Source organism: Vogesella sp. XCS3 (genome assembly GCF_020616155.1).
In the GTDB taxonomy this organism is placed as follows: Bacteria; Pseudomonadota; Gammaproteobacteria; order Burkholderiales; family Chromobacteriaceae; genus Vogesella.
In genome coordinates this window covers 2,742,824-2,759,179 of record NZ_CP085530.1, presented here as the reverse complement: position 1 = coordinate 2,759,179, position 16,356 = coordinate 2,742,824, and the positions used below count along the sequence as shown (strand labels likewise).

The following is a 16,356-nucleotide window of genomic DNA, read 5'->3' as shown; positions in this document are numbered from 1 at the left end:
AACGGGGGCGTGTTACACTACCGGCATCATTCCCATGGCATTAATTCGATGCAAACCCAAGCCCTGCTATTTGATCTGGACGGTACGCTGGCCGCCAGCGAAAGCCTGAAAGGCCGCGCGCTGGCCGATACCTGCGCCGCCTTCGGCCACCCGGTCGATTACCGCCGTTACGCCGACGTAATGGGCGGCGACTGGCCCACCGTCACCAGCCACTTTTTCCGGCTGGCCAACCTTGAGATCGATCTGGCCACCTTTAACGAACACTTCCGCCCGCGCTACCAGCAGCTGCTGGCCGACGAAGCCTGCCTGAGCCCCGGCGCCGACGCGCTGCTGGCCGCCGCACAGGCTGCCGGTGTGCGTCTGGCCGTGGTCAGCAGCGCGGCGCGCTGGATGGTGGATTCCGTCCTGGAGCGCTGCGGCGTGGCCGAGCGCTTCGAGCTGGTCATCAGCAAGGAAGACGTGGACCGTCACAAACCCGACCCGGCGGCCTACCTGCTGGCGCTGGACAAACTGCAGCTGCCTGCCAGCGCCGTGTGCGTGCTGGAAGATTCCGCCGCTGGCCTGGCCGCCGCCCGTGCCGCCGGCTGCCGCTGCCTGGTGCTGCGCCACGACTTCAACCACGGCCACGACTTCTGCGCCGCCGACGCCACGCTGCACACGCTGGCTGACGCGCTGCCGCTGCTGGCGTAAGCCGTGCGGCCAACCCTGGCCGCACCGCCTCACACCGCCACGCCGTCCAGCGCCAGCAGCAGCTCGTCGATTTCCAGCAAGTGCGTCGCGTCGTGGTCGGCCATGTCGGCTACCAGCTCGGCCAGCGTCAGCCGGCGCTGGCCTTCCCACACCGCTACCCGCGCCTGCTCGGCCTCGCCACAGCTTTGCAAGCGCGCCAGCAAGGCCGCGCGTGCGGTAGCAAAGCCGGCCAGCGCGGCGGCAAAGTCCTGCTGCTGATAGCCGCGCTGCTGCGCCCACTCGCTACCGTTGACGCCGTGCAGCTCGGCCAGCGGGCTGGCCAGCATGGCCTCGATGCGCGGCAGGAAGGCGTCGCGGTCCAGGTCGCGCAGGTGGCAGGCGTGCTCCAGCGCGCTGAAGGCGGTGCCAGCCGGGCGTTCGCTGCGCCGCGCCGCCGGGATGGCTGCCAGCTTGTCGGCCACGCGCTGCGGCATCGCCGCCAGCTCGGCCAGCAGGGTGGCAAAGTCGCGCGCTACCGGCAGCGGCGACCACACCGCGCCGTAACTGAAGTAGCCGCCCGGCACCCGCCCGCGCGGCCGCAGCAACGCGTGGCCGTGACGGCGCATCACCTCGCCCACCATGGCGCCGCAGAACTGGCGCGCGCTCTGGTCGGCGTCCAGCTCGGGAAAGCAGCGCTGCAGCGTGTGCACGATGGCGGTAACGGCCGGCAGGCCGGCACGCGACAGCGCGGCGTATTCGGTGTAGCGCTGCGGGTGGTCGATCAGCGCTTCCAGCTGGCGGCCCAGCGCGGTCTGGCGAAACTGGTCAAAGCGGTTGTGCATAACAGCTCCTTAAGTAACGTATCACATTGATACATTACTTTCAGTAACGCCATCACGGCAAGCGGCCAGCTCGCGGGCTGTGGTTTTATTGGCAGCGCCAAGGTTGGCCGCAGTGCCTAGCGCGTGCCCCACAGCCGGCGATAGGCGCCGTCGGCGTCGTAATCGGCGGCCTGCTTGTCGGGGTTGAAACGGCGGCTGCCGCGCGGGTCGGTGCCGCGCCCGGCCAGGTACAGCCAGTTGCCCTGGTTGCTGTACACGTCGTAATCCACCAGCTGCGCTTCGAACCACGCCGCGCCGGCGCGCCAGTCGCCGCCCAGATCGTGAATCAGATAACTGGCCACGTTCTGGCGCAGGCGGTTGGACAGATAGCCGGTTGCGACCAACTCGCGCATGCCGGCATCGATAAAAGCGTGGCCGGTACGGCCTTGGCACCAGCGCGCAAACGCCTCGTCCGCCATCGGTGCCGGCGGCTGGCCGTGCAGGCCACGGCCCCGGTACAGCCTGGCGCCGTACTGCAGGTGCAGCAGGCGGAAGTAATCGCGCCACAGCAGCTCGAACCACAGCCAGTAGCTGCCGTCGCTGGCGCCGTGCTGTGCCTCGTAGCCCTGCAGCGCGGCGTACAGCGTGCGTGCCGACACGCTGCCCAGTGCCAGCCACAGCGACCACTTGCTGGAGTAGTCCTGCCCGATCAGACTATTGCGGGTGGCCTTGTACGTGCGGGGCAGGTCGCGCGCCAGGTACTGCTGCAGATGCGCGAGGCCGGCCGCCTCGCCAGCGTGCGCCGCCGGCAGGTGCCACGGCAGGCTGCTGCGCGGGTCGGGCTGGGTGTCGATCAACGGCAAGGGCGGCCAGTCCACCCCGGCGGGGGGCGGCGGCAGCCGGGCCGGTGCGGCCAACGGCGCGGGCGGGCGTACCGCGGCGGCTTCCACCCGCTGGCGGAAGGCGGTAAAGCTGGCCGGCAGCGCGGCAGGGGCAAACGGCAGGCTGGCCGGGTCTAGCAGCGTGCTCTGCCATACGGTGTCTACAGCGAAGCCGGCCAGGCGCAAGGCAGCTACCTGCGCCTGCTCCTCGGGAGCGGCGATGTCTTCGGCCACGATGCGCTGCACGCCATGGCGCGCCAATAGCGGCGGCAACACCTGCTGCGGTGCGCCGTGCAGCAGCAGCAGGCGGCTGCCGCGCGCTTGCAAGGCGGCGTCCAGCGCGGCGATGGCGTCGGCGCGCACCCGCTGCCGCGCCGGTGACAGGCGGGCAAACGGCCACGGCGAGTGCGGCTGCCAGCTATCGTCGAGGCACACCACCGGCAGCAGGGTGTCAGCGTGCGCCAGCGCCTGGCACAAGGCCGGGTTGTCGCCCAGGCGCAGGTCGTGGCGGAACCAGTACGCTACCGCGCTCATGCTGCGCCCCTGCGCGTATGGCGGCAGCGGTCGGAGCAGTACTTCACCTCGTCCCACACCGCCTGCCATTTTTTGCGCCAGCTGAACGGGCGGCCGCAGGCGGCGCACACCTTGCTGGGCAGATCGGCTTTCTTGCGCATTTTCATGCTTGCTCTCCTTGCAACGGTGGCGGCGCCTGCGGTGCTTGTTCAGCCGGGCAAGGGCAGGCCGTGCCCTTCGCAGCGCGCCAGCTGCGGCGGCAGCGCCTCCACCAGAAAATCGATAAAACAACGCACCGCCGGTATCAGGTGGCGGCGCCCGGTAAACGCGGCGTGCAAAATGCCGTCCGGCGTGCGGTAGCCGGGCAGCACGCGCAGCAGGCGGCCATCGGCCAGCGCGTCGTGGCACACCATCAGCGGCAGCAGCGCCAGGCCGCTGCCGGCGATGGCGGCTTCGCGCAGCACCAGCAGGTCGTCGGTCATCAGCCGCGGTTCGGCGATATCCAGCCGGGTGAGCTGGCCCACTTCGTCCAGCAGCGGCCACTCGCCACGGCCGTCGGGGCGGCTCATCACCAGCGCCGGCCAGGCGGTGAGGGCGGCAGGGTGCTGCGGCCAACCCTGGGCCGCAATCAGCGCAGGGCTGGCCACCAGCGCGCTTTCGCTTTGCGCCAGTGGCCGCGCCACGATGCTGGCGCTGTCGTCCAGCCGCTGCCGTACGCGCAGCGCCACGTCGATGCCGTCGTTGATCAGGTCAACGCGGCGGCCGGTCACTTCCAGCACGATGCGCACCTGCGGGTAGCGCGCCATGAAGGCCGGCAGCAGCGGCGCCAGCAGCGTCTTGGCCAGCAGCTCCGGGCAGCTGACGCGCACCAGGCCACGCGGCTCGGCGGTGTGGCGGGCGATGGTTTCTTCGGCCGCCTCGGCCTCGGCCAGCATGGCCTGGCAGTGGCGGTAGTACTGCGCGCCCACGTCGGTGAGCGCCAGCCGGCGCGTGGTGCGCTGTAGCAGGCGCACGCCGATGCGCGCTTCCAGCTCGGCCACGCGGCGCGACAGCCGCGACTTGGGCACGCCCAGCTGGCGGCTGGCGGCATTGAAGCCGCCGTGCTCGACCACCTTGGCAAAAAACAGCAGATCGTTGAGGTCTTGCATCACATTGTCTCGCCAGTGGAACAATGAATCCGATTCTAGCCGTCTAGTGCGAGATTGGTTGCAGATTTACAGTACACCCATCGCCGCAGCGTGCGGCACACACCCCCAACGGAGCCGCACCATGAACATCCTGCACCTCGATTCCAGCATTCTCGCCACCAACTCGGTATCCCGCGGCCTGACCCAGGCGCTGGTTAGCAGCCTGACCGCCCGCCACGCCGGCGCACAGGTGACCTACCACGACCTGGCCGCCAACGAGATTCCGCATCTGTCCGGCGAAATCCTGGGTGCCGCCTTTACCGACAAGGCCGACTGGAGCGCGCTGCAACAAGCCGAAGCCGCCCGCAGCGACGCGCTGATCGCCGAATTCCTGGCCGCCGACGTGCTGGTGATCGGCGCCCCGATGTACAACTTTGGCGTACCGTCGCAGCTGAAAGCGTGGATCGACCGCGTGGCCGTAGCCGGCCGCACCTTCAAGTACACCGAAACCGGCCCGGTTGGCCTGGCCGGTGGCAAGAAGGTGTACGTGGTGTCGGCCCGTGGCGGCGTGTACAGCAACGAGCAAGGCCAGCAAATGGACTTCCAGGAAGACTACCTGAAGACCGTGCTGGGCTTCCTGGGCATCACCGACGTGTCCTTCGTGCGCGCTGAAGGCGTGGCGATGGGCCCGGATGCCAAAGCAGCCGCCCTGGCCGCTGCCGAAGCCGCCATCGCCGCTGCTTAAGCATTCCGTACCGACTAACACGGCCGCCCCTGGCAACAGGGCGCGGCCGTGTTGTTTTATGCGGGCGGCCAACGGGGCGGCGCGCACCTTACCAATCCAGGCTCAGTTGGCCGGGGGTAGCGGGCGGGCGACGGCTGCCACGCGTCTCGCCGCGCTTGCGCGAGCCGTGCCGCGCCACGATGGCGGCCTTGCCGGCGCGTACCTCGGGGTGGCCGCGCAGCGCAAACAGCCGCGCCTTGGCCTCGCGGGTGGCAGCCTCCACGTCCACCAACGGCTGCGGAATGTCGCGGCCAACCTCTACACCGCAGCGCGCCTGGATGTCGGGCGGCATGCGCCACGGCTCGAACAGCCACACGTCGGGTACGCGGCGCAGCGGCGGCAGCCACTGCCGCACAAAGCGGCCGTGCGGGTCGTGCTCACGCGCCTGCTTCAGCGGGTTGTAGATGCGCGGCACATTGATGCCGGTGGTGCCGGACTGCATTTGCAGCTGGCTCCAGTGGATGCCCGGCTCGTAATCGACAAACTGCTGCGCCAGCCACAGCCCCACCGGCCGCCAGTGCAGCCACAGCGGGTAAGCCGCCACCGACACCAGCATGGCGCGCATGCGGAAGTTCAGCCAGCCGGTGTGGCGCAGCATGGCGATGCAGGCGTCTACCAGCGGCCAGCCGGTGCGGCCGTCGCGCCAGGCGGCAAAGCGCGCCTCGTCCCAGTCGTTTTCGCGCAGGCCGTCGTAGCCGCGATGCAGGTTGCGCCATTCCAGTGCCGGCTCGCTTTCCAGCTTCTGGATGAAATGGCAGTGCCAGTACAGGCGGCTGATGAAGGCACGGATGCCCGCCGTGCGCCGGCTGGCGGCACCCTCGCCGTGCAGCTGCGCCAGCATGGCGCGGCTGGCCTGCACCACCTCGCGCATCGAGATGCACCCCAGCGCCAGATACGGCGACAAACGCGAACAGGCGCTGGGCGCCGACAGCGGCGACGAGATGCCGCCACGGTACTGCGCGGCGCGATCCAGCAGGAAATCGTCCAGCACCGCCAGCGCTGCCGTTCTGCCACTGGGCTGGCGGCCCGGCGCGTCGCCGTCGCCCAAACCCAGTGCCGCTGCACCCGGTAGGTGCACCGGCGGCCAGCTAAGCGCCACCTGTTGCAGCGCCGGCACCGGCAGCAGTGGGGCGGCCATCAAGGCTTCCCACTGCGGCTGCCAATGGTCGCGGTTCAGGCCGCCACGCACCACGCCAAACTGCGGCCATTCGCGCCACTGCACGCGGTTGGCCGCACACCAGCGCGCCACGGCGATGTCGCGGCGGTAGGTCCAGTCGTTGCCGGTTTCCTCGTGGGCAAACAGCGCGTCAAACGGCGCTTGGACGTACAGCTGCGTCAGCACCTCGGCGATCTCGCCCACCGCCACGTACAGCCGCAGGCCGCGCGCGCGCAGCTGGCCCGCCAGGTCGTGCAGGCTTTCGCGCAGAAAATGGTATTGCCGCGCCGAGGCGTCCGGCTGCTGCCACAGCCCCGGCTCCACCACGTACAGGCACAGCAGCGGGCCGCGCGCGGCGGCGGCGCACAGCGGGGCGTGGTCGGCCAGGCGCAAGTCGCGCTTGAACCAGACAACGCTATAGCTCATGCCTTGGGCAGTGGGTGAATCACACCGTGGCCGCCATCGACGCCGATGTTCTGGCCGGTAATCCAGCCGGCCTCGGGCGACAGCAGGAAGGCGATCAGCGCGGCGCTGTCGTCACCCTGGCCTACGCGCTGCATCGGGTTGGCTTGCGCGTTGCGGGCGATGGCTTCCGGCGTGCCGGTGAGCCGCGCCGACAGTGCCGACACCGTCAGCCCCGGGTGCACGCAGTTCACACGAATACCGCGCTCGGCGTAGCTGGCGGCGGTGCTTTGCGCCAGCGCTGCCACCGCCGCCTTGGCGCTGGCGATGGCTTCGTGATTGGGGAAGCCGGCCTGCGCCACCAGCGAGCCCACCAGCACCGCGCTGGCCGGCTGCTTGTGCTTGAGCGCCGCAGCCACAAAAGCCTTGAGCACGTGCACGGCGCTGAGCCAGTTGTGCTGCATCAGCTGCCAGGCGTCGTCTTCGGCGGTGAGGTGCAGCGGGCGGATCAGCGTACTGCCCACGCAGTGCGCCAGGCCGCTGAGCGCCACACCATCGGCGGCCAGGCCGGCCACCGTGTCGCGCACCGCGGCGGCGTCCAGTGTATCCAGCGGGCGCACCAGTACCTCGCCGGGCAGGCTGGCGGCCAGTGCGGCCAACCCGTCTTCGCGGCGGGCACTCAGCACCAGGCGGTGGCCGGGCGACAAGCGCCGCGCCAGCGCGCTACCGATGGCGCCGCTGGCGCCGGTAATCCAGATGGTTTGCATGGCCATGCTCTGTTTAATTTGTACAATACAAATCATATACAGAAATGGCTTGAATCGATATGGCCACCTGCACAAAGCTTGGCCGCCAGTAGTCGCTCGCGGCGACAGGCTAGGGCTGGTACACGCGCCAGGTGCGCCGCCCAGCCGCCTTGGCCTGGTAGAGCGCGGCGTCCGCCTGCAGCAGCAAGTCGTCTTCGCTGTCTTGCCGGCCGCTACCGAAGGTTACACCGGCCGAGAAAGCCAGCGGCACCAGCGCGCCGCTATCGACACGCAGCTGGCTGCTATCCAGCGCGGCCTGCAGCTGCGGCAATAATTGTGCGACGCGGGCTTCGTCCGCCGCCGGCATCACCAGCAGGAACTCCTCGCCGCCGTAGCGTACCAGCAGGTCGCCAGGCGCCACGATGGCGGCCAGCTCGGCGGCAAACAGGCGCAGCACGGCGTCGCCCACCGCGTGACCGTGGCGGTCGTTTACCTGCTTGAAATGGTCAAGATCCAGCAACAGCACGCACAGGCGGCGCTGCTGTTGCTGCGCCGCCTGCAACAATACCGGCAGCTGCTGATGCAGATAGCGGCGGTTATGCAGGCCGGTCAGCGGGTCGCGGCTGGCTTGCTCGCGCAGCTGTACCTGCAAGCCTTCTACCTCGTGAATACGGGCGGCCAGCTCCACATTCAGCTGGTGCAGTGCGTTGCGCGCTGTTTCTGCCTCTTGCTGGCGGCGCAGGGCCAGGTCGCGCTGCTGCGCCAGCCGGGCGGCAGACTGGTGCAGCTGCCGGGTACGCTGGGTCAGGAAGCGGTAGCCCAGAAACACCATGGCAAACAGCAGCACCGACATGACCCAGTACACCGAGCGGGCCGAGTCGCGGTAGAGCAGGGCACGCTGCTGCCATTGCTGCTCGGCGGCGCCGGGCATGGCCATCACGCTGCGGTCGGCCAGCACAAACGACAGCCACAAAAAGGCGATGACGCCGGCCAGTGACGACAATGCGGCCAACCATACCCAGCGGTAGCGGGCCTCGCTCATCCGGCTAGGCCAGTGGCGCTCGCGCCAGCGCAATACCGCGGGGGCAAACAGGTAGAGCAGCGGGGCACAGGTCGTCACCGTCTGCAGGAAATTGCCTGCCCACCAGCCTTGCCACGCCTGGAAAGCTCCCAGCGCCGACAGCTTGTTGTAGTAGCTCCAGATAAACGAGCCGGTAGCGCTGGCAATGCCGGAAACAAAGCTGATGGACACGAAAAACATCAGGGCGGCCACACTGCGCGGGAGAAAGCTCACGCGTACCTGTTGGTACACCAGCGCCATCACCAGCAGCCCCAGCGGGTTGGCCAGCCCGAAAACCATGGCCCAGCCCAGGCTCAGGCCGGACAGCAAGCCCACCATGAAGGTAGTGAGGTAAGCCAACGAGGCCCCCCAGGCGTAACCGAAACACAGCACCCAGAGCGTACTGATGGTCAGCGGCGGGTAAATGCTCAGCAGGAAAGTCAGCTCGCCGGCTTTCACCTCAAAGCCGTACCAGCCACCGTACAGCTGCAATACCCCCAACCACAGGCTGGCGCCCAGCGACAGTAGCCAGCCCAGGATCAGCGGCCAACGGGCAGCGCCGCCGGCCAGTAATACCCGTGGCGAAAGCGCATGGTAGAAGCCTGCGGTAGCCGGCGCGTCGTCGGCGACAGCATCAGATGAGGGGGTGGGGGCCATGGTGGCGTTTTCGATAAATGGTTGCCCGCAATATACGAGCAGGACCGTGCTGGCGGCAAGCCACACTCTACCTGCCGCGCAAATGAGCCATTACGGGGCATGGCGCACCAGTACGACACGTGCATGCAACCCGTCTTCGTGCATGCCTCATTACTGTGCAAACCGCACGCCAGCAAGCCATTGGCAAGGCCACACCGACTGGCACAGCGCTTGCTGAATACACCGTGATCACGATAGCTGGAGAGTGCCATGCATGCCCTGACCCTACCCGAGTCCGGCCACTACGACGAGATGCTGCTCGACAGCGGCGGCATCCGCCCGCACTACCGCGACTTTGCCCGCTGGCTGCACTCGCAGCCGCCAGAAACCCTGGCGCGCAAACGTGCCGAGGCCGACCTGATGTTCCACCGCGTGGGCATTACCTTTGCCGTGTACGGCGACGATTCCGGCGCCGAGCGGCTGATTCCGTTCGATACCGTGCCGCGCATCATCCCCGCCAGCGACTGGCAGACACTGGAAGCCGGCATGCGCCAGCGCGTTACCGCGCTGAACGCTTTCCTGCACGACATCTACCACGAACAGCACATCGTGAAAGCCGGGCTGATTCCGGCCGAGCAGGTGTTTTCCAACAGCCAGTACCAGCCGGCCATGCAGGGGCTGGACCTGCCGCACCGCATCTACGCGCACATCACCGGCGTGGACGTGATCCGCCACAGCGACGGCAACTTCTACGTGCTGGAAGACAACCTGCGCGTGCCGTCCGGCGTGTCCTACATGCTGGAAAACCGCAAGATGATGATGCGGCTGTTCCCCGAGCTGTTTGCCAGCCACGCCGTGGCCCCGGTGCAGCATTACCCCACGCTGCTGCTCAATACGCTGCGCCACGCCAGCGCGGTGGATAACCCCACCGTGGTGGTGCTGACCCCCGGCCACCACAACAGTGCCTACTTCGAGCACGCTTTCCTCGCGCAGCAGATGGGGGTGGAGCTGGTGGAAGGGCAGGACCTGTTCGTGAAACACAACCGGGTGTACATGCGCACCACCGCCGGCCACAAGCAGGTGGACGTGATCTACCGCCGCATCGACGACGCCTTCCTCGACCCGCTGGCCTTCCGTGGCGACAGCATGCTGGGCGTGCCCGGCCTGCTGTCGGTGTACCGCGCCGGCGGCGTGATCCTGGCCAACGCCATCGGCACCGGCGTGGCGGACGACAAATCGATCTACCCCTACGTGCCGGACATGATCCGCTTTTACCTGTCCGAAGAGCCGCTTCTGCAAAACGTGCCCACCTGGATGTGCCGCCGCCCGGCCGAGCTGGACCACGTGCTGAACAACCTGCACGAGCTGGTGGTGAAAGAAGTCCACGGCGCCGGCGGCTACGGCATGCTGATCGGCCCGGCGGCCAGCAAGGCCGAGATCGAAGACTTCCGCCAGCGCATCATCGCCGACCCCGGCAACTACATCGCCCAGCCCACGCTGTGCCTGTCGTCCTGCCCCACCTTTGTGGAATCGGGCATCGCCCCGCGCCACATCGACTTGCGCCCCTTTGTGCTGTCCGGCCGCGACATCAGCATGGTGGCCGGCGGCCTGACCCGTGTGGCGCTGAAAGAAGGCTCGCTGGTGGTGAATTCGTCGCAAGGCGGCGGCACCAAGGACACCTGGATTCTGGAGGACCAATCATGATGCTCTCGCGCACCGCATCCCAGCTGTACTGGATGAGCCGCTATATGGAACGCGCCGAAAACCTGGCGCGCCTCTTGGACGTAACCCACAGCCTGTCGCTGCTGCCGCAATCGCGTGGTGGCGCCGACATCAGCGCCGCGCTGGCCACCACCGGCGCGCTGGAAGCCTGCCGCGCGCGCCACCCGCAGCTGGCCGCCGGCGACGTGATGCACTTCATGACCTTTGATGCGGCCAACCCGGCCAGCATCGTGAACTGCCTGAAATACGCCCGCGAAAACGCCCACGCCGTACGCGGCAAGATCACCGGCGAGATGTGGGAAAGCATCAACGCCAGCTGGCTGGAAGCGCGCCACATGGCGCTGGACGGCCGCCCGCTGGCCGGCTTTTTCGACTGGGTGAAAGAACGCTCGCACCTGTTCCGCGGCACCACCTACGGCACCATCCAGCGTAACGACGCCTTTTCTTTCATCCGCCTGGGTACCTTCATGGAGCGTGCCGACAACACCGCACGCCTGATCAACGTGAAATCGCACCTGGTGGGCCACGCCGCCGAAGACAGTGCCGCCGACTTCTACCTGTGGGGCGCGCTGCTGCGCTCGCTGGGCGCCTTCGAGGCCTACCACGAGCTGTACCGCGACACGCTCAGCTCGCGCCGCGTGGCCGAGCTGCTGATCCTGCGCCCGGACGTGCCGCGCTCGCTGCGTGCCTGCATGGATGAAATCGCCGAGCTGCTGCCGCGCATCAAGGGCGACACCGGCCACCGTGCCAAACGCCTGGCCGCCACCTTGCACGCCGAGATGAGCTACGGCCAGATCGACATCATCCTGGACGACGGCCTGCATACCTATCTCACGCAGTTTCTCAGCCAGATACACGAGCTGGGCGACGCCATTCACGGGGCGTATCTGGAGGCAGCATGAGTGAGTTACTGATCCGCGAGGCCACACCGGACGATGCGGCCGCCATCTGCGCCATCTACAACCCCTACATCGAGTACACCACCATCTCGTTCGAGGAAAAACCGGTGGCCGTCAGCGAAATGGCCGAACGCATCGCCAACACGCAGGCCCAGGGCTTGCCGTGGCTGGTGGCCGAAGCCGGCGGCGACATGCTGGGCTACGCCTACGCCACGCAGTGGAAAGCAGCATCTACATGCGCCAGGCCACGGTAGGCCAGGGCGTGGGCAAGCTGCTGTACCGCGAGCTGATCCGCCGCCTGGCCGTGCTGGGCCTGCATACCGTGATTGGCGGTGTGGCGCAGCCCAACCCGGCCAGCGACGGCCTGCACCGTACCCTGGGCTTCAAGCAGGTTGCACTGTTCGAGCAGGTTGGCCGCAAGTTCGGCCGCTGGCTGGACGTGGCCTACTGGCAGCTCCCCCTTACCCGAGACCTTGCGGAGGCATCATGCAACTGACCATCGACCACGAAACCGTCTACCGTTACGACGACACCGTCAGCCACAGCACGCAGTACCTGCGCCTGACCCCGGCCAGCAGCGGCCACCAGCGCGTGGTGAGCTGGCAATTGGAACTGCCGGTAGCCGCCAGCGAGAGCACCGACGCCTACGGCAATATCCTGCACGTGCTGACGCTGGACACCCCGCATAGCGAAATCCGCCTGAAAGCGCGCGGCGTGGTGGAAACCTGCGACGACTGGCTGGACCAACCTGAAGTGCTGCCGGCGCCGGTCTTCCTGCGCGAAACCACGCTCACCGAGCCGGACGACGCCATCCGGGCGCTGGCCGCCACCCACGCCGACGCCATCGCGGCCAACCCTGAAGCGGGCCTCGCCGCGCTGATGCAGGCCATTGCCGACGCCATGCCCTACACCCAGGACATCACCCACGCCGCCACCACCGCCGCGCAGGCGCTGGCGCTGGGTGCGGGCGTCTGTCAGGATCACAGCCATGTGTTTATCGCGGCCTGCCGCAGCCTGGGCCTGCCGGCGCGTTACGTCAGCGGCTACCTGCTGAGCGACCGCGATACGCACGTGGCCAGCCACGCCTGGGCAGAAGTGTATGCCGGCGAACAGTGGCTGGGTTTCGACATCAGCAACCGCAAGCGCCCCGACCGCCACCACCTGAAGCTGGCCGTGGGGCTGGACTACAGCGACGCCAGCCCGGTACGCGGCGTGCGCCGCGGTGGCGGCAGCGAAGCGCTGCAGGCGCATGCACGGGTTTCGGAGGCAGACCAGCAATGACGTATTGCGTAGGCATGGTACTGGACGAGGGGCTGATCTTTGCATCGGACTCGCGCACCAATGCGGGGGTGGACCACGTGGCCACTTTCCGCAAAATGAACGTCATCGCCGTGCCGGGCGAGCGCCAGATCGTGCTGCTGAACGCCGGCAACCTGGCCACCACGCAGAGCGTGGTCAGCCTGCTGAAAAGCCGGCTGGCGCACGATGCGGCCAACCTGCACACGGTGAAGAGCCTGTACGAAGCCGCCGAGCTGGTGGGCAAGACCATCCGCGAAGTACTGGCCCGCGACGGCAACGGCAGTACGCAAGGGCAGGGCGTGGATTTCAGCTGCAGCTTCCTGGTGGGCGGCCAGATCCGCGGCGAGCCGCCACGGTTGTTCCAGATCTACCCGCAGGGCAACTTCATCGAAGCCACGCCGGATACCCCGTATCTGCAAATCGGCGAGGCCAAGTACGGCAAACCCATTCTGGACCGCGTGATCAGCCACCGCACCCCGCTGGCGCAGGCCATCAAATGCACGCTGATCTCGTTCGACTCCACCATCCGCTCCAACCTGTCGGTGGGCCTGCCCATCGACCTGCTGTGGCAGCAGCGTGACAACTTCGATTTCGCACCGCGCCACCGCGTGACCGAAGACGACCCCTACTTCCTGCAGCTGCGCCAGGGCTGGGGCGAGGGGCTGCGCCAGGTGTTCGGCCAGCTGCCGGACGCGCTGTGGTTCAAGGACGGCGACGGCGCAGACTGAGCAGTCGTCGTACGCCAAAACAACAAGGGCAAGCCGAATGGCTTGCCCTTGTGCGTTTCTAGCGGCTGCGGCCAACCTTGGCCGCCAGGCTTAGTCGCCGCTCACCGGCACCACTTTACCCGCCGCCTCGCGGGCGCGCTCGCGGGCGCTGTCCACGTCGTCGGCGTAGGCCACCGCCACGCCCATGCGGCGGCGCTCGAAGCTTTCCGGTTTGCCGAACAGGCGGATATCCGCGCCGGGTACCGCCAGCGCCTCGGCCACACCGTCAAACGCGATACCCGCCGCTTCCAGGCGGCCATAGATCACCGCCGACGCTGCCGCCGTGCGCAGGCTCACGTCCACCGGCAAGCCCAGAATGGCGCGCGCGTGCAGCTCGAACTCGCTGAAACGCTGGCTGGCCAGCGTCACCAGCCCGGTGTCGTGCGGGCGCGGGCTCACTTCGGAGAACCACACCGTGTCGCCCTGCACAAACAGCTCCACGCCAAACAGGCCACGGCCACCCAGCGCGGCGGTGACCTTGGCGGCCATCTCTTGTGCACGCTGCTGCGCCAGCGGGCTCATCGCCTGCGGCTGCCAGCTTTCCACGTAGTCGCCGCGCTGCTGCAAATGACCTACCGGCGCGCAGAAGTGGGTGGCCACAGCACCGTGGCCGTCATTGGCGCGCACGGTCAGCAGGGTGATCTCGTACTCGAAATCGATGAAGCCTTCCACGATGACTCGGCCCTTGTCCACACGGCCGGCGCTGACGGCGTAATCCCAGGCCGCAGCCACGTCGGCCGGGCCTTTCAGCAGCGATTGCCCTTTGCCACTGGACGACATCACCGGCTTCACCAGGCAGGGGTAGCCGATGCCGGCGTCGATGGCGGCCTGCAGTTCGGCCAGGCTGCTGGCAAAGGCGTACGGCGAGGTGGGCAGGCCCAGCTCCTCGGCCGCCAGGCGGCGGATGCCTTCGCGGTTCATGGTGAGGTTGGCCGCACGCGCGGTGGGGATCACCTCGGCCAGGCCGTCTGCCTCGATGCGCAGCAGCTCTTCGGTAGCGATGGCTTCGATTTCCGGCACCACCAGGTGCGGGCGCTCGGCCTCGACCAGCGCACGCAGCGCGGCGGGGTCGGCCATATTGATAACGTGGCTGCGGTGCGCCACCTGCATGGCCGGCGCGTCCGGGTAACGGTCAACGGCGATGGTTTCCACGCCCAACCGTTGCAGGGCGATCACCACTTCCTTGCCCAGTTCGCCGCTGCCCAGCAGCATGACGCGTCGTGCCGACGCGGAAAGAGGGGTACCAATACGCATGACAAGCTCCCGAAGGCCAAAATGACAGCCGGTATGGTATGCCAAACCACCACCGCCGTGGCGTGCATGCAGCGTATCGGCTTTGTAAACGGCCTGTTGCAGGGCGGGACAAAATGGTGACCATGCCAGGATACGCCCGATACACGGCGCTGCTTGAATGATACCGGACACCACAAACCGGACCCGCACCATGCGCCGCCTCGCCTTGCTCTGCCCCGTGCTCCTGCTTGCCGCCTGCACTACCCATTCCGTGGTGCAGCTGCCCACCAGCAGCTACCCCCAGCTCAAGCCCATGCTGGCCTCACCTGGCGACGGCGGCATTTTCAACCCGGCCACCGCCAGGCTGTTCTTCGAGACACAAATCGCCCGCCACGTAGGCGACGCGGTAACGGTGAGCATAGAAGAAGACATGAGCAGCAGCACCAGCCGCGCGCTGGACGATAAAGCCACCGGCGCCAATACGGTGAAAGGCCCGGGTGCACTGCATACCCTGCCTGGCCTGGTGAAAGAAGTCTTCGACGTGGACGTCAACTCCAGCTATTCGCTGGCCGACAAAGACGACAGCAAAATGAACAACCGCACCAAGATCAGCGGCAACATGATGGTATCGGTGCTGGACGTTCTGCCCAACGGCTACCTGGTAGTAGGCGGCGACAAGGTGGTGCTGCTCAACGGCAAGCAAAGCACGCTGCGCTTTTCCGGCATCATCAACAGCGCACAGCTACAGCCGAACAACAGCATCTCGTCGCGCTACGTGATTAACGCCCGCCTGGACCAGATCAACCAGAACATGCCGCTGGACGCCAGCGTGCTGGCCTGGGTGCAGTTTCTGTTTGGCGCGGCGGTCACGCTTTACTAAGCGGCGCTAAGGCAAGCGCGGCGGGCTGGATACCAGCTCGTCCAGCAGGAAAATCAGCTTGGCCTCGGTGCTGGCCCAGCGGTCGAAACCCAGCATGCGCGGCTCGTACACCACCTTGCCCAGCGTGGTGCTGCCCTGTTTCAGCGCCATGCTGGCGTAGTTCAGGTAGGAAAAATCCTGTTCCCACGCACGGGTAGCGGCGTATACCAGCGTCACGCAGCCGCCCGGCACCGCGCCCGGTGCGTATACCTGGGTTTCTATGCGGCGGCGGCGCAAGGCCGCCTCGATCACCGTCAGCATGTCCGGTACGGTCACCGCCTCGTTCCACTCGATACAGATTTTCTGGAAAGGGGCAGGGCGGCGTGACGCGCTCTGCTCTGCCTTCTCGGCCATGGCCTGCATTTCGCTGGCGGTAGAAAACGAAAAGGTAAACACGTCACGCGCCGGGCTGGGCAGGTTCTGTACGGTAATGCAACCGGACAGCAAACCCAGGCAGCCGGACAGCGCCAGGCGGAAAAACGGGCGAATGGGCATGGCAACAAGCCGCAAGGCGGCAGCAGTGATTTGCTGCAGTCTACGGGTGCCATTATTGCCACCGTTTGGCCACTTTGTATCAAAACCCATACTAAGCGCACAAATCAGCGGGGCATTGCCCCATTAAGCTGTACCAGACGCCACCTTACCCACACACGGCACGCCAGGCACCACCCGTGCCTGGCCGCGCCGCTACCTGGCACCGCCCCTGCGGCCAACCAGGCATG

18 protein-coding genes are annotated in these 16,356 nt (G+C 67.2%); 9 read left to right on the top strand and 9 right to left on the bottom strand.

The window, feature by feature from the left end:
- Window positions 1–48: 48 nt before the first annotated feature.
- Complete coding sequence (locus LCH97_RS13170) at window positions 49–690, top strand: HAD family phosphatase (protein ID WP_227302091.1); 642 nt, start codon at window positions 49–51, stop codon at window positions 688–690.
- A 29-nt stretch (window positions 691–719) separates the two neighbouring features.
- Here LCH97_RS13170 and LCH97_RS13165 read toward each other — a convergent pair whose 3' ends face one another.
- The 4 genes from LCH97_RS13165 to LCH97_RS13150 all read right to left on the bottom strand — a co-directional run bounded on the left by LCH97_RS13165 (window position 720) and on the right by LCH97_RS13150 (window position 4,032).
- Window positions 720–1,511 carry a DinB family protein gene (locus LCH97_RS13165; protein ID WP_227302090.1) on the bottom strand — a complete coding sequence of 264 codons (792 nt, stop codon included), beginning with the start codon at window positions 1,509–1,511 and terminating at the stop codon, window positions 720–722.
- A gap of 116 nt (window positions 1,512–1,627) precedes the next feature.
- Complete coding sequence (locus LCH97_RS13160) at window positions 1,628–2,905, bottom strand: DASH family cryptochrome (protein ID WP_227302089.1); 1,278 nt, start codon at window positions 2,903–2,905, stop codon at window positions 1,628–1,630.
- On the bottom strand, window positions 2,902–3,051 hold the full coding sequence (locus tag LCH97_RS13155; RefSeq protein ID WP_227302088.1) for a DUF2256 domain-containing protein: 150 nt from the start codon (window positions 3,049–3,051) through the stop codon (window positions 2,902–2,904). The genes LCH97_RS13160 and LCH97_RS13155 overlap by 4 nt, the downstream gene beginning before the upstream one ends.
- Window positions 3,052–3,093: 42 nt before the next feature.
- Window positions 3,094–4,032, bottom strand: coding sequence for a LysR substrate-binding domain-containing protein (locus tag LCH97_RS13150; RefSeq protein WP_227302087.1), 939 nt, complete (start codon window positions 4,030–4,032; stop codon window positions 3,094–3,096).
- A 121-nt stretch (window positions 4,033–4,153) separates the two neighbouring features.
- On the opposite strand from LCH97_RS13150, the gene LCH97_RS13145 reads away from it, so the two are divergent.
- On the top strand, window positions 4,154–4,756 hold the full coding sequence (locus LCH97_RS13145) for an FMN-dependent NADH-azoreductase (RefSeq protein WP_227302086.1): 603 nt from the start codon (window positions 4,154–4,156) through the stop codon (window positions 4,754–4,756).
- Between the two features lie 88 nt (window positions 4,757–4,844).
- Here the strand turns inward: LCH97_RS13145 and LCH97_RS13140 are convergent, their stop codons facing one another.
- The 3 genes from LCH97_RS13140 to LCH97_RS13130 all read right to left on the bottom strand — a co-directional run bounded on the left by LCH97_RS13140 (window position 4,845) and on the right by LCH97_RS13130 (window position 8,816).
- Window positions 4,845–6,377 carry an FAD-binding domain-containing protein gene (locus LCH97_RS13140; RefSeq protein ID WP_227302085.1) on the bottom strand — a complete coding sequence of 511 codons (1,533 nt, stop codon included), beginning with the start codon at window positions 6,375–6,377 and terminating at the stop codon, window positions 4,845–4,847.
- Complete coding sequence (locus LCH97_RS13135; protein WP_227302084.1) at window positions 6,374–7,120, bottom strand: SDR family NAD(P)-dependent oxidoreductase; 747 nt, start codon at window positions 7,118–7,120, stop codon at window positions 6,374–6,376. The genes LCH97_RS13140 and LCH97_RS13135 overlap by 4 nt, the downstream gene beginning before the upstream one ends.
- Before the next feature lie 109 nt (window positions 7,121–7,229).
- A complete protein-coding gene (locus LCH97_RS13130) occupies window positions 7,230–8,816 on the bottom strand; it encodes a GGDEF domain-containing protein (RefSeq protein ID WP_227302083.1) in 1,587 nt (528 codons plus the stop codon).
- Window positions 8,817–9,065: 249 nt separating this feature from the next.
- Between LCH97_RS13130 and LCH97_RS13125 the strand changes: the two genes are divergently transcribed.
- The 6 genes from LCH97_RS13125 to LCH97_RS13105 are packed head-to-tail and all read left to right on the top strand — an operon-like array spanning window position 9,066 to window position 13,443.
- Window positions 9,066–10,499, top strand: coding sequence for a circularly permuted type 2 ATP-grasp protein (locus LCH97_RS13125; RefSeq protein ID WP_227302082.1), 1,434 nt, complete (start codon window positions 9,066–9,068; stop codon window positions 10,497–10,499).
- A complete protein-coding gene (locus LCH97_RS13120; protein ID WP_227302081.1) occupies window positions 10,496–11,419 on the top strand; it encodes an alpha-E domain-containing protein in 924 nt (307 codons plus the stop codon). Before LCH97_RS13125 ends, LCH97_RS13120 begins: the two co-directional genes overlap by 4 nt.
- On the top strand, window positions 11,416–11,670 hold the full coding sequence (locus LCH97_RS18880) for an N-acetyltransferase family protein (RefSeq protein ID WP_370630695.1): 255 nt from the start codon (window positions 11,416–11,418) through the stop codon (window positions 11,668–11,670). The genes LCH97_RS13120 and LCH97_RS18880 overlap by 4 nt, the downstream gene beginning before the upstream one ends.
- On the top strand, window positions 11,652–11,912 hold the full coding sequence (locus tag LCH97_RS18875) for an N-acetyltransferase family protein (RefSeq protein ID WP_370630694.1): 261 nt from the start codon (window positions 11,652–11,654) through the stop codon (window positions 11,910–11,912). The genes LCH97_RS18880 and LCH97_RS18875 overlap by 19 nt, the downstream gene beginning before the upstream one ends.
- A complete protein-coding gene (locus tag LCH97_RS13110; RefSeq protein ID WP_227302080.1) occupies window positions 11,903–12,697 on the top strand; it encodes a transglutaminase family protein in 795 nt (264 codons plus the stop codon). Before LCH97_RS18875 ends, LCH97_RS13110 begins: the two co-directional genes overlap by 10 nt.
- Window positions 12,694–13,443: a proteasome-type protease gene (locus tag LCH97_RS13105; RefSeq protein ID WP_227302079.1), complete on the top strand. Its 750-nt coding sequence runs from the start codon at window positions 12,694–12,696 to the stop codon at window positions 13,441–13,443. Before LCH97_RS13110 ends, LCH97_RS13105 begins: the two co-directional genes overlap by 4 nt.
- A 90-nt stretch (window positions 13,444–13,533) precedes the next feature.
- Here LCH97_RS13105 and purT read toward each other — a convergent pair whose 3' ends face one another.
- Window positions 13,534–14,736: a formate-dependent phosphoribosylglycinamide formyltransferase gene (gene purT / locus LCH97_RS13100; RefSeq protein WP_227302078.1), complete on the bottom strand. Its 1,203-nt coding sequence runs from the start codon at window positions 14,734–14,736 to the stop codon at window positions 13,534–13,536.
- Between the two features lie 190 nt (window positions 14,737–14,926).
- On the opposite strand from purT, the gene LCH97_RS13095 reads away from it, so the two are divergent.
- A complete protein-coding gene (locus LCH97_RS13095) occupies window positions 14,927–15,595 on the top strand; it encodes a flagellar basal body L-ring protein FlgH (RefSeq protein WP_227302077.1) in 669 nt (222 codons plus the stop codon).
- 6 nt (window positions 15,596–15,601) lie between these two features.
- Here the strand turns inward: LCH97_RS13095 and LCH97_RS13090 are convergent, their stop codons facing one another.
- Entirely contained in the window at window positions 15,602–16,129 is a 528-nt protein-coding gene (locus LCH97_RS13090) for a hypothetical protein (RefSeq protein WP_017507743.1), read from the bottom strand.
- Window positions 16,130–16,356: the final 227 nt, after the last annotated feature.